The organism is Vibrio sp. 10N.286.51.B11 (assembly GCF_041469245.1).
Lineage (GTDB): Bacteria > Pseudomonadota > Gammaproteobacteria > Enterobacterales > Vibrionaceae > Vibrio > Vibrio crassostreae_C.
Map to the genome: position 1 here is coordinate 1 of NZ_JBFRKI010000001.1, position 14,162 is coordinate 14,162.

13 protein-coding genes are annotated in these 14,162 nt (G+C 43.9%); 5 read left to right on the forward strand and 8 right to left on the reverse strand.

The window, feature by feature from the left end; all coding sequences use genetic code 11:
- The coding region (locus AB4154_RS00005; protein ID WP_372121886.1) for an Ig-like domain-containing protein at positions 1-1,255 on the reverse strand (1,255 nt) is incomplete at its 3' end.
- A gap of 402 nt (positions 1,256-1,657) precedes the next feature.
- Here AB4154_RS00005 and AB4154_RS00010 point away from each other — a divergent pair.
- The 4 genes from AB4154_RS00010 (at position 1,658) to AB4154_RS00025 (ending at position 6,210) form a co-directional block, all read left to right on the forward strand.
- Positions 1,658-2,965 (forward strand): TolC family outer membrane protein, encoded by a 1,308-nt coding sequence (locus tag AB4154_RS00010; RefSeq protein WP_017062307.1) that lies wholly within the window; start codon positions 1,658-1,660, stop codon positions 2,963-2,965.
- Positions 2,965-3,582 carry an OmpA family protein gene (locus AB4154_RS00015; protein ID WP_136982597.1) on the forward strand — a complete coding sequence of 206 codons (618 nt, stop codon included), beginning with the start codon at positions 2,965-2,967 and terminating at the stop codon, positions 3,580-3,582. Before AB4154_RS00010 ends, AB4154_RS00015 begins: the two co-directional genes overlap by 1 nt.
- Positions 3,583-3,717: 135 nt before the next feature.
- Positions 3,718-4,068, forward strand: a complete 351-nt coding sequence (locus tag AB4154_RS00020; protein WP_017062305.1) for a DUF2750 domain-containing protein — start codon at positions 3,718-3,720, stop codon at positions 4,066-4,068.
- Between the two features lie 162 nt (positions 4,069-4,230).
- On the forward strand, positions 4,231-6,210 hold the full coding sequence (locus AB4154_RS00025; RefSeq protein ID WP_136974303.1) for a diguanylate cyclase: 1,980 nt from the start codon (positions 4,231-4,233) through the stop codon (positions 6,208-6,210).
- 7 nt (positions 6,211-6,217) lie between these two features.
- Here the strand turns inward: AB4154_RS00025 and queC are convergent, their stop codons facing one another.
- Both queC and queE read right to left on the reverse strand, forming a co-directional pair.
- Entirely contained in the window at positions 6,218-6,913 is a 696-nt protein-coding gene (gene queC, locus AB4154_RS00030) for a 7-cyano-7-deazaguanine synthase QueC (protein WP_136974304.1), read from the reverse strand.
- A 58-nt stretch (positions 6,914-6,971) separates the two neighbouring features.
- Entirely contained in the window at positions 6,972-7,640 is a 669-nt protein-coding gene (gene queE, locus AB4154_RS00035) for a 7-carboxy-7-deazaguanine synthase QueE (protein ID WP_346762947.1), read from the reverse strand.
- A gap of 184 nt (positions 7,641-7,824) precedes the next feature.
- On the opposite strand from queE, the gene AB4154_RS00040 reads away from it, so the two are divergent.
- Positions 7,825-8,634: a Cof-type HAD-IIB family hydrolase gene (locus AB4154_RS00040; RefSeq protein WP_017062301.1), complete on the forward strand. Its 810-nt coding sequence runs from the start codon at positions 7,825-7,827 to the stop codon at positions 8,632-8,634.
- A 100-nt stretch (positions 8,635-8,734) separates the two neighbouring features.
- Here the strand turns inward: AB4154_RS00040 and AB4154_RS00045 are convergent, their stop codons facing one another.
- The 5 genes from AB4154_RS00045 to AB4154_RS00065 all read right to left on the reverse strand — a co-directional run bounded on the left by AB4154_RS00045 (position 8,735) and on the right by AB4154_RS00065 (position 14,065).
- Positions 8,735-10,147: an NUDIX domain-containing protein gene (locus AB4154_RS00045; RefSeq protein WP_029235369.1), complete on the reverse strand. Its 1,413-nt coding sequence runs from the start codon at positions 10,145-10,147 to the stop codon at positions 8,735-8,737.
- Between the two features lie 86 nt (positions 10,148-10,233).
- Positions 10,234-10,713: a GNAT family N-acetyltransferase gene (locus AB4154_RS00050; RefSeq protein WP_009846623.1), complete on the reverse strand. Its 480-nt coding sequence runs from the start codon at positions 10,711-10,713 to the stop codon at positions 10,234-10,236.
- Positions 10,714-10,928: 215 nt separating this feature from the next.
- Complete coding sequence (locus AB4154_RS00055) at positions 10,929-11,330, reverse strand: glycine zipper domain-containing protein (protein WP_017062298.1); 402 nt, start codon at positions 11,328-11,330, stop codon at positions 10,929-10,931.
- A gap of 236 nt (positions 11,331-11,566) precedes the next feature.
- A complete protein-coding gene (locus AB4154_RS00060) occupies positions 11,567-12,013 on the reverse strand; it encodes a hypothetical protein (RefSeq protein ID WP_050648228.1) in 447 nt (148 codons plus the stop codon).
- A gap of 147 nt (positions 12,014-12,160) precedes the next feature.
- Positions 12,161-14,065 (reverse strand): propionyl-CoA synthetase, encoded by a 1,905-nt coding sequence (locus tag AB4154_RS00065; RefSeq protein WP_372121888.1) that lies wholly within the window; start codon positions 14,063-14,065, stop codon positions 12,161-12,163.
- Positions 14,066-14,162: the final 97 nt, after the last annotated feature.

The window sequence follows — 14,162 nt, forward strand, 5'->3', positions numbered from 1 at the left end:
GCTCGAAATCGTTCACCTCCGCCGAAACGCCCGCTGCCGTGATACTGATGTTGCCGGCCGCATCGACACTGTAGAAACCGTCTTCACTTGTGGCGCTTAAGGTGCCGTCACTGTGTTTGAACTCGTATTTGGTCACGCCATCCAGATCGCTGCCGGACAAGGTACCCACCACCGCGCCCGCCACTTGGTTTTCCGCATAACTTAGTTCTTGGTTAAAAAATAAAGAGTCGTCATCTACAGGCGTCACGCCAATATCAACAGTAATAGTATCTGTGCCTCCATTCCCGTCGCTAACTACAACGGTGAAGCTATCGCTTCCGTTGTAGTTTTCGTCTGGCGTATAGGTCCAATTACCATTTTCATCAACGACTACAGAACCGTTTGACGGATCTGTGCCTTTTGAGAATGTTAACGAGTCTCCGTCCGTATCTGTTGCGTTTAGCGTTCCGCTTACTGGGGTATCTTCGTCGGTGGTTACTGAAAGGTCATTACCTATCGGCGCGTCATTTACGGGAGTTACGCCAACGTTAACCGTAATTGTGTCAGTACCACCATTTCCATCATCGACGATAACCGTAAAGCTATCGGTACCGTTGTAGTTTTCGTTGGGGGTATAAGTCCAATCACCATTTTCATCGACAACGACAGTACCGTTTGATGGATCGGTGAACTTAACGAAAGACAGCGAATCGCCATCTTCATCTGATGCTGACAACGTTCCGCTTACTGGAGTATCTTCATCGGTTGTAAATGAGAGAGTGTCACCGACAGGCGAGTTATTGGTATCAACAAAGGTAGGGGCGCTATTAGTTTGCTCAAACGAACGGAATTGCTCTAGAAGGCTCAGGCTTTGAGTTCGCGACATGCCCAGCGCTTCAAATCCCGTTGTTATAAATTCGGTTGCTGGGATCGTTTCTTCACCGTCTCGCTCTACAGTCCCACTAGTTGCCAAGCTAGAACCATTTTGACCAGCAGCGGTAGCGAACTCATCTCCTAACTCAGTAGGGTCTTCACCTTCTTCTAATGCGGCAAAAATATTTGCGATATCCTGGTCTAGTTCAACTTCACCGTCTTCAGGTGAAAAACGCTTAACTGATACCTGAGGTTCATTAGGTCCATTTTGAGATTCAAGAGTTACATCTCCAGCCTGTAGAGGCTCTCCCTCTTCGAGTACTCTAACCGTGCCATCAACTGAAATAACAATGCGCTGACCCAATGCAAGAGCACCGGTCAAATTCAATGCTGTAATGTCCATATCACCCCCTAAAAACCATTTTCGCTTGTCACGTCAACTTTGTGACATCTTATTTATAATATTAGCCGAAATATAACATTTAACATCACATAATTCCTAGTTATGAATCGTGCATTTAACATACCGAGTGACAAGGTAATGACGCTGATCACATCACACAATAATGAAAGTGCTCACACTATCAATATAAGTTATTGTGTTTGCGAAAAATAACAGAGCTAAAAACGTAAAATTGACGTTCTCAAAATCATCATAAAACGCACAGCAAACTGTTAACAACTTTACAACCATTTACGGTAGCTTCTCGAGCGAACGTTATTTTTTTGGCGGTTCATCTAAATTTCGTATCTAGCACATTAAAAAGCGTAGGTTTAGATGCAGTCCAATTTGGAGAGATGGAAATTGAATTACATTCAAACGACAACATTAGGGTTAGCTATAGCGCTAAGTTTGCCGACAACAGCACAAACCTTAGAGCAAGCCGTTGCGTTTACATTAGAAAGCAACCCTGAAATCAAAAGTGCTTATAACGAATATATCAGTAAGCGTTATCTTAACGACGCTTCTGGTGGTGCTTATCGACCAAGTATAGACTTAGATGGTGGGATTGGTTATGAACATACTGATCTAGCAACCAACCAAGACACTACCGATCTGACTAGAAAAGAAGCAACGATCACCTTGACCCAGTTAATATGGGATGGCGCTAATACATCCAATGATATTGACCGTACTGCGGCTGATGCAGAGTCCGTGCGCTATCAACTACTATCTAACGCGCAAGACATCGCTTTAGAAGTAACAAAGGTTTATCTTGATGCAGTGAAAGCCTATGAAGTGCTTTCTCTTTCGGAAAGTAACTTAGCGACGCACAAAGAGATATATAACGATATTCGTAAGCGCGTGGAATCAGGTATTGGTTCAACCGCAGATATGTCACAAGTTGAAGCTCGTATTGCGAAAGCGCACGGGAATTTGCTTGCTGCTCAAAACAACCTTTTTGATACGCATACTCAGTTTAAAAGACTTGTTGGTCAATCTCCTTTAGGGTTAACTTTCCCTCGCGCAGATGCGGGTGCAATTCCTTATACCGTTGATGGTGCGTTGGCAAAAGCGTTTAACCAGCATCCAGTCATTAAGATTGCACAAGCCGATGTTGACTCAGCGAAGTTCCAATACAAACAATCTAAGAGTACCAACTACCCGACTGTTTCTTTTGAAGCCGCTCAAACTTGGCGTGATGACGCCGGTGGTACAGAAGGCAGCAGCGATGAGTTTTCTGCCATGGTTCGTTTAAGATACAACCTTTACAATGGTGGTTCGGATCAAGACCGCACAGAAAGTGCAGCCTACCAACTCAACAAAGCCAAGGACCTTCGCGAAAGTACTTACCGCAATGTAGAAGAGAGTCTACGTCTATCATGGAGCGCACTTGATTTAACGGTTCAGCAAAAAGAGTTCCTATCTGACCACGTAGACTCGGCATCAGACACGGTAATCTCATATGAGAAACAATACCGTATCGGTAAACGTACCCTTCTCGACTTACTTAACACTGAGAATGAATTATTCGAAGCTCGTAAAGGCTATTTAGATGCTAAGTATGACGAGCAATACGCAAAATATCGCGTAATGAACGCAACTGGTAACCTACTCATCGGTTTACGAGTTGAGATCCCAGAAGAATGGAATGAAAAGGTGGAATATTAATGAAGCTTACCAACACAGTATTATCGCTTTGCTTCATGGTTGTATCTGCCAATGTTTTAGCTGAAAACAACGAAGATGAATTCGAATATCGCGCTCTACCGCCGGCCACTCAAATTTACGATCTTCAAGATGATGACAATGACGGTGTAATAAACGCGCGAGATTTATGTCCCGATACACAAATTGGTGCCGAGATCGATAACGACGGTTGTGGATCATATTTCGAGTCATCGGAAAAGAAAGAGCTGCATATACTCTTCGCTAATAATTCAACGGAAATAAACCCTGTCTTTCTAGGGCAGATACGCCAAATGGCGGCATTTTTAAAGCGCTACGAAAGTACCAGCATTGAATTGCAAGGTTATGCCAGCAAAGTAGGTAACGCGGAACATAACCTAAAGCTTTCGAAAGAACGTGCATCACATGTAAGACGAGCGCTAATTAGCAACGGTATTCAGCCATCTAGAGTCAGCATCGTAGGTCATGGTGATTCTGAATTCAGCAGTGATGACACCCAAATCAATCACGCACTACATCGAAAAGTTGTTGCTTCCGTTGTTGGATTTAAGGGTAATATCAAAGAAGAATGGCACATCTTCACCAAAATTAAAAAGTAGGCGTACCCAGCTTTTACCATACTGAAACGTTATCTTAAGTTAACGTTTCAGTATGGTGATAATTCCTTGAATAGCATATACCTAAGCCGTCTATAATGTTAATCTTGCCACGTTATCAACATAGAGAATTAATCCATGAGCAAACTAACAGCTGATACTCAAGCAAATCTAGAACTTTTCGTTTCTGAAACACAAGAAACTAAACTGGTATGGGGCCTTCGCAACGAAGAAGGTTGGCTAGCATGTGACTCAAGTGAATTCGAAAACAGCGAAGTGATGCCATTCTGGTCTTCAAAAGAAGATGCTCAAACTCACAACGTTGAAGAGTGGGCTGACTTCGAAGTATTAGAAATTCCACTAGATATCTTTGTAGAAGATTGGTTACTGACTCTTGCTGAAGACGGCGTTCTTGTTGGTACTAACTGGAATGCAACATTAGAAGGCAAAGAACTTGAGCCTTCTGACCTAGCGAAATTATACATCTAATTTCCGATATCGGTCGCACGATTCGCGCGACCGATATACCTCTGATTAGTATCAATAAATTAGAGACCTACCTCGCATAACCACGTAGTCGCACCATTCAAAATTTGAAGCAACATCAAACTAATAATAGAATATCGTTCTTTATCTGATTAATCGTCTCTTGTGAATCACTTCGTTTTTGTTACCTTTCTACTATTCATTAGCTTTTGTTCTTATAGCCAAGTATCAACATCAGATCGTGACCACAATTCACCAGTCTATACCTCCAATCTAAGCTCTACTCCAAATGCTGATTGGAACGCGCTTTATCTCTCTACTTTAAACCACTCTCCTGAGCGCGCATTAAACATGCTGCAAACACGCTACATCGGCTCAACGGTTTATGGAGATAAGCTTTACCTTGCGTCTCTTCTGTATCAATACATGAGCCACCGAGATCAGCCGTTCTACGGAATCGCTTCAAACGACAATGACTACCAAGCGATAGAAACAGCGTTTATTTCTGCTCTGAGGAAAGACGGCAAAGGCCAATATGAACAAGCACAACAAGGCTTTCTAACACTTTTGGCGAAAATGCAATCTCGCAGTGATTTAACTGGTAAAGCCTTACTAAAGTACCAGCTATGCCGATCGCTTAACGAGCAAGCTAAATACCATCAAGCGAACTATTACTGCTCTGCCCTTCAGTCAGATTTACATGACATCGCTGACCCTGTATTACCAAAATTCGGGACTTATCGAGTCATCGCGAACAATCATCATTTCCGCAGTGACTATCAAGCTGCACTAGACACCTACCTATCACTAATAAACGTGTTTCCACAAGGGCATGATATTTCAGGGGTTTACAACGATGTGGGTAACTTGCTCAAAGAATTAAAGCAATATGAAAAATCGGCGGAGTATCTAGAGCAAGCTCTCATTCTCAGAGTAAACGCTTCAGATTTAATGAAAGCACAAGTGCATCACAGCCTTGCGGATCTCTACCTTAACCAAGAGCAAAGTGAACTAGCAATTCACCACTTTCAGACAGCAAGAACACTGCTGAGCTCAACGTCGCATAGCTACGGTATTGCACTCACAAGTCTTGGCTTAGGAAAAGCGTACACTCAAACGAAAAACTATGATGTGGCGAGAACCTACCTAATTGAGTCTCTTTCAGCTTCGAGCGAACTGAGCAATGATGTCATTCGCATCAATGCTTACTTGGCGATCAGCGATATGTTCGAAGAACAGAAACTGCCAACGGAAGCACTCAACTATGCTCAACAAGCGCTAGAATTAGCTGAACAAGTCACAAGGCATAAATACATCGCGCAGTCACTTCTTCAGCTTTCTGATATTCATCAATCACTCAGCGATTACCAACAAGCTTTCTATTTCTACCAGCGATACTCTTCAATACAAATGGAAGCTAGAGATATCGACAATCGACTCGCACTCGAAGCGCTCGGCCTGACGCACGCCAAATATGAACAAGAACTAGAAAGCTCTTTCCTGACACATCAGACGAAACTCGACCGCGTTCAAATTGAAAAAATGGAACATCAAAGATGGATGTACAACATCGTTGTTATTCTGTTGCTTTGCGCTGCAAGCTTCACGGTATTGATAAACAAAACGGTTCGCGCAAAAGCAGCAATTGATGGCTTAACGAAAGCATATAGCCGAACTGAGATAATTCGAAGAATCAAAAGAGTGAAACGCTGTAAAGGGACGGACAAACAGCATGTGCTCGTGCTGCTCGATCTAGATAAGTTTAAGAAGATTAATGATGAGCATGGGCACCCTACTGGTGATCGGGCACTGGTCCATATTAGTGATCAAATTAGAAAACACTTAGTGAATGGTGAATTGTTTGGTCGCTTAGGGGGTGAAGAATTTGTCATCATATTAACCGATACCCCACCAGCAGAGGTACGAGAACGCGTTGAAGAGTTGCACTACGCCATTTCAAGCACTGTCTTTTTATCAGAAAGCAAAAAGTCACTTAATGTGACCGCGAGTTTTGCTTATCTAGCAACCTCAAACGCATTAAGTGACTTTGATGACTTGTATTCAGTGCTCGACCAAGCACTCTATCAAGCCAAAAGCAACGGCCGAAACTGCATCATTGATGCTTACAACGAACCAATTGATTGACCTGAGGTTATTTATTCTCAGTCTGTTTGCGAACCAACTCAGCCATAATACCTTCACGATCACCTAGGTAATCGTTAAGGCCAACTTTACGCAGTTCACACGCTGGGCAATCGCCACAACCATCCCCGACAATGCCATTGTAACAAGTCAGTGTTTTATTTCGAACAAGCTCAAGTGCTGAGTACTGGTCGGCCAACGCCCATGTTTCAGCTTTGTTGAGCCACATTAACGGTGTTTTAATATCAAGCGGCTTGTCCATACCTTGTACAAGCGCAGAGTTCATCGCTTTCACAAAGTCATTACGACAATCAGGGTAGCCTGAGAAATCAGTTTCACACACGCCCGTGATTACGGTATTTGCACCGATTTGGTAAGCGTAAATACCCGCTAGAGTCAGAAATAGAATATTACGACCAGGAACGAATGAATTCGGCAGCCCATTCTCTTGCAGCTCATGAGACACAGGAATATCGTCACGAGTCAAAGAGCTGATAGCCAGTTCATTCAACAGAGTCACATCCATCACTTTGTGCGCTTTCACACCAAGCTCTTTCGACAATGACTCAGCAACTTCAATCTCGAGTCTATGGCGCTGACCATAATCAAACGTAATCGCATGAACTTCATCATACTTTTTTAATGCTTGAACAAGACACGTTGTTGAGTCTTGACCACCACTGAATACTACCACTGCTTTTTTCATCTTAAATCCTTACGAGAACCTTCTACTAGCGACTTATCTTGCCCAGTAAAAATACAACCTATGCGATGCTCAAATATTTGTGAGTTTGTATTGATAAGCGCCAATTGCGCTCAATGCAGGTATCAATACAAAGCTGAGTAGCGCGGTCTTTTTGGCTGATTGGTTGCAGAGCGATAACAGTGTCGTTAGGAACTGCTGCTCGCTCCAATAAACCGTCAAGTTGTTCGATGTCTTTGCTTGTACCTACTGGATGCTTAATTTCGTTAGCACGTTGCAAGGCGCTATCTAAGATTTCCAGTTTCGCTTTCATCGCCACTTTCGGTGACACCGTAACCCAAGTGTCCGGTGTGGCTTTAACTTCTGATGTTCCGCTAGTCTCAATCTGACAGCGACAACCGTGCTGCTCAAACGCTTCAGTAAGAGGAACAAGATCATAAATGCATGGCTCACCACCAGTAATCACAATGTGCTTAGCAGTGTAACCTTGCTTGATATATTCATTCACGATTCCTTGAGCATCGATTGCTGACCAAGTAGGTGAATCTTCTGTCTTAACCATAATATCGCCAAGGCTGGTTTCCTCTTCTGGCAACGCTTCCCAGGTCTGCTTGGTATCACACCAAGAACAGCCCACTGGGCAAATTTGCAGACGAACAAAAACAGCGGGAACGCCAGTAAACACGCCCTCACCCTGAATGGTTTCAAACATTTCATTAATCTTGTACAACTTTCCCTCAGCTCAATCATTTGATGAAATTAATCAACCGCAGACCTTAAAGCACTTCCCCCTTTTGGTCAAACAAATGAGTACTGATAAATGAGTTGATCAAAGCCCTAGCCTGAACTTTCAAGTTCCCTTATCCTTTCGCCCATAGATTTCGTTAGCTTTTAATTTTTTAGTAAGGAACAACATGTACAAACTGATTGCTCTTGATATGGATGGCACACTACTCAACAGTGAAAAAGTGATTTCTCAAGAGAACAAAGACGCAATCGCCAAAGCACGAGCTGCAGGTGTGAAAGTAGTTCTCGCTTCTGGTCGCCCTTTAGAAGGCATGCAAAGCAAATTAGATGAGCTTTCGATTGACGGCGAAGATGACTTTGTACTCTTCTACAACGGCTCTATGGTTCAGAACGTATCGACAAAAGAGATCATTCACAGTGAGATCAGCAACGGTAAAGCCGCAAAAGAGATTGCTGCCCTCGCTGAACAGCTTGGTGGTTATGTCCATGCTTTCAGCAAGATCCACGGCTTAATCACACCTGAGAACAATGAGTACACTGGTATTGAAGCGCGTATTAATTGCTTAGATATAACCGAGTTCGACTTTTCTCAACTAGAAGATGACCACGAAATCATCAAAACTATGATTGTCGCTGAACCAAGCAAGCTGACTGAAATCATCGGTAAGTTGCCACAAGAGCTTAAGACTCAGTTTACTATCGTACAAAGTGCACCATTCTTCTTAGAGTTCCTAAACCCGAAATCAAACAAGGGTGTCGGTATTGAAGCGATAGCGAAACACTTAGGCATTAAAGCGGAAGAAGTCATCTGCATGGGTGATGCTGAAAACGATCACCATATGCTTGAATACGCTGGCCTTGGCATTGCAATGGAAAACGCAATGGAAGAAACCAAGAAACTGGCGGATCACATCACAGCTAGCAACGACGACCATGGTGTAGCGGTCGCGATTGAGAAGTTTATCTTCAACTCATAAACGCTCAACAGGTTCTAATAAGAATTACTTTTTGCTTGTTTCAGAAATGACAAAGGCTGTGCACTGCACAGCCTTTTTGATTTTGTGTTAGTCGAGTCGCTTACTCTCTTTTCCATGGCAGACGAAATGCCACCACACCAAACAGAATCAAGATTGGGAAACGTAACGTTTCAACAATAAATGAAGCAATACCGCTGAAAGAGACAAAGCTTCCAGCCCAGCTAATCAGCAAATTTCCCGCTAACAACATCGCCATCACTCCAAGAACGATCTTGAATGAGAACTGACCAACCAAAGGTTTCGAGTCTGTTAACGTCACTAGGCATGCAATCGTCATCAAAATCGCCACCCAGAATGAGAATGTTGGCAGTGGCCATATCACCGTCAGAACAATCGACAGTAAGCACAATGCCCACCAAACACCTTTAGAACTCAATAAGGCGCTAATATCAACATCCGGTTTCGCGTCTAATCTCACGATATGCCACGTCGTTAAAGCGCCTAATACGCCACCCATTAATACATCACTAAAAAACGCACTACCTGAATAAGACTTAAATAGCATGATCCACAGCAGGCCAGCGAGCACTACCAGAATGGCTTTTTGCTCCAAGAGGCGCTTTAGTTTCCAAAAGACTAACAAGGTTAAACTGACCCACAAGGCAGCCAACAGACTTGGAAAACTATACCCACTGCTCATCACCAGTTTCAATGTTGGCATGTAAGCGTGTGGACGTGGAAAACCAAAACCTTGGTGCGCGATTAAAGTAAGTAGTGTCACCGAGATCAAAGTGAAGCCAAACTTCAACGCGAAGTTACGGCCAAAGTACCAAGCAATTAACGGCAATATCACAATGAAGACCCATGGCTTGGCCAACAAGTCAGTCAAAAGCACAGTATTCGCAAATACGCTTGGCATCTTATCGAACGTGTTTTGAAGTGACACAATCCAATTTAATTCAACTTGATGGACTTTGGGTGCCGCGCCCACCAGCTCAGTCACATACGTCACCGGTTGATCTGTCGCAGATAAAAACAGCTCGTTAATCTCAGACCACTGTTCTGGGTAGCGGTATTGGTGATCTTGCAATTCAGTAGGAGGAAGTAACATCGCTCGGCTGACTTCCACGCCATAATGAGGAGCAAACCAAATCGGCAGCTCAAAGCCACCTAACTCATTTCGAGCCTTGTAACTGATCACTTCAGAGTCAGAAATACAATCAAACACGACGGCACTGTCGGTATAACCTAGCACATCACCGACCGTTACCGACAAACCAGCCTCTTCCCACGTTTCACGTTGCGCCGCGACGGCTGGCGGCTCACCTGAAACAACAGTGCCTCCCGGTAGAGACAATTGACCGGTGATCAACTCATCAACCAACACGATTTGGTTATCAGCACGTACTACACACAAGGCGCCCGCGATATGATCGGGCAAAGTGTCGTTTGCCCAAGCGGAAGTAGTACTCAAAAGAGACAGTATGAAAACTAATAAATATCGAATAACCAACGAGTTTACCTAAAAAATAATAGAAGAATATTGAAGACTGCTGTTGCAGTTGAACTATTGTAATCAAAGCCACACAAAATCGCTGTCTACGTTTTGTGCAAAGCCTTCCTCATCCATTGAATGTGAGGTGTGAACCCCATTTTTTGATAGAAGTCCTTGGCAGGCGAGTTAAAGTCCCAAACTTCTACAAAGACTTGTTCAACCCCATAATCATCAAAAGTACTTTCAACTTTGTTAAACAACTTTTCAGCAATCGATTCTTTTCGATAATCAGGCAAGACAAACAGTTCATCGACACTTCCCATCGGCACTGGTTTGCTGACCGTTGAGATAAGCTCACAAAAATGCCCAGAGATAAAGCCAACAATGAGCTCTCCTTTTAATGCCACATAAACCAAACATTCAGGGTCATCCAAGTATCGTGCAATGCTTTTTTCCTGCTCAATCTCTTCTGCCGTTTTAAAGTGCTCTGGGCTAGCAAGGTGGTGGTGATGGTGGAGATCGAACATTAACTCGTTAAGTTGTTCTAAATCCGCGTGCTTTGCGGCCCTTAAGGTGACATTCATGACTATTGCGCTTCTCAAACCAAATTAATATCTAAACTGAGTCTAGTTTACTTGGCGTGAGTATCTATACAAGTTATTGAATTAATTCATTGTTTGAAGTGTGTATTTTAGATACAAAAACGGCCACATTACGTGGCCATTCTGTTTGAATGATTTTGAATTAAACGAATATCGAAGCTATGTTTTTTGCTGTGGCTTTTGCTGTAGCTTCAGCTTTATGCACCGTTATCTTCTTTCTCTTCTTTGAGATCAGCAAGCTGCTGTTCCAGTTCAATAAGCTTAATTTCCGCCTCTACTTCCGCAACTCGCTTTTCTGCATCAGTGCGATTGTCTTGCGCTAGACCATCAGCAGTAACTTGGGTTCGTTGTGCGTTTCTTGCATCGTCCGTATCTTTCATTGAACCCGCAACACCACCAGTCACACCACCTAATGCAGCGCCCTTAACGGCTAAACTCGCATCTCCAGTTAGAGCGCCGGCTGTTGCTCCTAATAAAGCACCACCTACCGCACCACGATTACGTGCGGCATTCTCATTTTCGTTATCCATTGCTGGTGATGCGCAACCAGAAAGAGTCACAATCAGTGTCGCTAAAAGAAAAGGTTTAGTGAATTTCATAGGAGTCTCGCTTAGTTCTTCGTTTTGAGTAGAACCATCTTAAGCAGAGCCGTTAATAAGATAAATAAAGCCACGTTTAGACGATACATCATGTTCAGCTATGTATTATTCAGCCATCGCATAACTGATTAATGATATATAGCTTTGAGCTCGCTTTATCCTCACCAACAAAAAAGGCGACCAATAAGGTCGCCTCAATCGCGCTTTCTCTATAATTCTTGCCTTTCACATATCTCTTAGCCTTTAGACCAAAAGTTTTGCATGTTTGCTACGCTAGGTGGTGGCCTAACACCACAATCTCGATAATGATTTTTATCGCCGATCCCCAGTATCTTGCCATTTTCGTCATCAATCATAGCCGCAACTTTAACACCGTCTCCCACATGGCGAGTTAACACGACAATTTCACCAGCTCTTTCAGACCTTACTGCGCCTAAGATTTGATATTCGTAGCGGCCTTTCCTTGAATTAACGATCATCTTCGAGTTAATAGGGTCGGCTTCATATCCCACACCAATATCAAAAACCGCTTGATAGAGATCGACGCCAGTCTTTGATACACATTTAAATACCTTGGGATGACTCAAAGGTTCTAACAACGCTCTACTCGCTTCATCCTTTGAAATACTGGCACTAGCAGCACCACTGACCAATAAAGCAATCAACAAAAAGTAAGCTCGCATAAAAAGACCTCAATATGTGGGATTCATAATGAGGTCATAGTAAACGCAATGGATAAGCGGATGAATAAAGTAGAGTTTAGGTAAACCATCACGCCGGATTATGTATAAATCAACAAGCCGAAGGTGAGATTACCTAAACTGCGACGTCTATTTGCCGAGCTTTTCAGCAATTTCAGTTAAGCTGGTAGGGTCGTCAATAGTTGAAGGCACCACATATTGTTCACCTTCTGCGATCTGCCGGATCGTTCTACGTAAGATCTTACCTGAGCGTGTCTTAGGTAACCTCTCAACAACCAAGGCTTGCTTAAAACAAGCTACCGCGCCGATCTCATTACGAACCTTGCCAACCAATTCCCTTTGCAACTCAATGCCATCGACTTTTACGCCATCTTTTAACACAACTAGACCTAAAGGAAGTTGTCCTTTCAAGTCATCGTGAATCCCGACTACCGCACATTCTGCAATGGCTGGGTGACCACCCACGATCTCTTCCATTTCTCCAGTCGACAGACGGTGTCCCGCTACGTTTATCACATCGTCGATACGGCCCATAATAAATAGATACCCATCTTCATCGAGATAGCCACCGTCCCCAGAAACATAATAGCCTGGGAATTGGCTCAGATAGCCAGATTCAAATCGATCATGATTACGCCAAACCGTTGGCAGACAACCGGGTGGTAGTGGACGTTTGAGTGCAACAAAGCCTTGCTGATTTGGCTGTGCCGTTTCACCCAATTCATTAAGAATCTCGACTTGGTAACCGGGCACAGGCTTAGTTGAAGAACCTGCTTTCACTGGCAAAGATTCCAGCCCTGTCGGATTGGCAGAAATAGCCCAACCCGTTTCGGTTTGCCACCAGTGGTCAATAACCGGTTTATTGGTATGAGACTCAACCCAATCCAATGTTGGCGGGTCCAAACGCTCTCCCGCCATAAAAATCGACTTGAGCGATGATAAGTCATACTTGGTGAGTAACTCGCCTTCAGGATCTTCTTTCTTGATAGCTCTAAATGCCGTTGGCGCAGAAAATAACACATCGACGTTGTACTCTTCACACACACGCCAGAATGCCCCCGGATCTGGCGTTCTAACTGGCTTTCCTTCAAACAAGATGGTTGTGCAACCATGAATCAATGGCGCATACACAATATAGGAATGCCCCACTACCCAGCCGACATCAGAAGCCGCCCAAAACACACCATCTTGCGGCATATCGTAGATAGTGCTCATCGAGTATTTCATCGCGACCGCATGACCACCATTATCGCGCACCACGCCTTTTGGCTTACCCGTCGTCCCTGATGTATACAAGATATATAGTGGGTCAGTCGCTAGAACAGGCACACATACGTGAGGCAAAGCATCCTCAACAGCTTGCTGCCAAAGTACATCACGTTCGTTGTTCAATTCGGCTAGAGACTGCTCTCTTTGGAATACCACCACTTTCTCAGGCTTCCATCGGCTGTCCATGATCGCGCGATCGACCATCGGCTTATATGGCAGGACTTTATTTGTCTCGACACCGCAGGATGCAGTAATCAACACCTTGGGCTCGGCATCTTCAATTCGAACGGCAAGCTCATGAGGGGCAAAACCACCAAACACCACCGAATGCACCGCACCTAGTCGTGCACAGGCCAACATTGCCATCGCCGCTTCAGGAATCATTGGCATGTAGATCACCACACGATCACCTTTGGTAACGCCTTGCGTGGCTAACATACCAGCGACTTTAGCCACTTGGTTACGCAATTGATTGTAAGTGTACGAGGATTGAGTTCCTGTAACTGGAGAGTCGTAAATCAGTGCGGTATTGTCACCTCGCCCATTTTCACAATGATAATCCAGCGCGAGCCAGCAGGTGTTCATCACCCCATCAGGAAACCAACGCTCAATTCCGTTATCGTCAGTTTGTAATATCGTTTTAGGTGACTCAAACCAATCAATTGCTTGTGATTGTGTTTCCCAAAACGAATTTGGGTCTTCCCTCGCCCATTGATACTCGGTGATGTAATCTGTTTTTCTAGTCATTCGATTCGTAGCAGACATAGTGCATCCTCCATGATTTATCCATTTGTCCAAGCAACTAGCTTTTAGCAGTGTCACTTGGGTGCACTCTTTTCTCAGCGTAATGTTCGTGAACATT

What these genes read in the sequence shown, in the direction of transcription:
- AB4154_RS00015 (WP_136982597.1), top strand. Translation starts at nt 2,965, where the DNA reads ATGAAGCTTACCAACACAGTATTATCGCTTTGCTTCATGGTTGTATCT.
- AB4154_RS00020 (WP_017062305.1), top strand. Translation starts at nt 3,718, where the DNA reads ATGAGCAAACTAACAGCTGATACTCAAGCAAATCTAGAACTTTTCGTT.
- queC (WP_136974304.1), bottom strand. Translation starts at nt 6,913, where the DNA reads ATGAAAAAAGCAGTGGTAGTATTCAGTGGTGGTCAAGACTCAACAACG.
- AB4154_RS00040 (WP_017062301.1), top strand. Translation starts at nt 7,825, where the DNA reads ATGTACAAACTGATTGCTCTTGATATGGATGGCACACTACTCAACAGT.
- AB4154_RS00050 (WP_009846623.1), bottom strand. Translation starts at nt 10,713, where the DNA reads ATGAATGTCACCTTAAGGGCCGCAAAGCACGCGGATTTAGAACAACTT.
- AB4154_RS00055 (WP_017062298.1), bottom strand. Translation starts at nt 11,330, where the DNA reads ATGAAATTCACTAAACCTTTTCTTTTAGCGACACTGATTGTGACTCTT.
- AB4154_RS00060 (WP_050648228.1), bottom strand. Translation starts at nt 12,013, where the DNA reads ATGCGAGCTTACTTTTTGTTGATTGCTTTATTGGTCAGTGGTGCTGCT.
- AB4154_RS00065 (WP_372121888.1), bottom strand. Translation starts at nt 14,065, where the DNA reads ATGTCTGCTACGAATCGAATGACTAGAAAAACAGATTACATCACCGAG.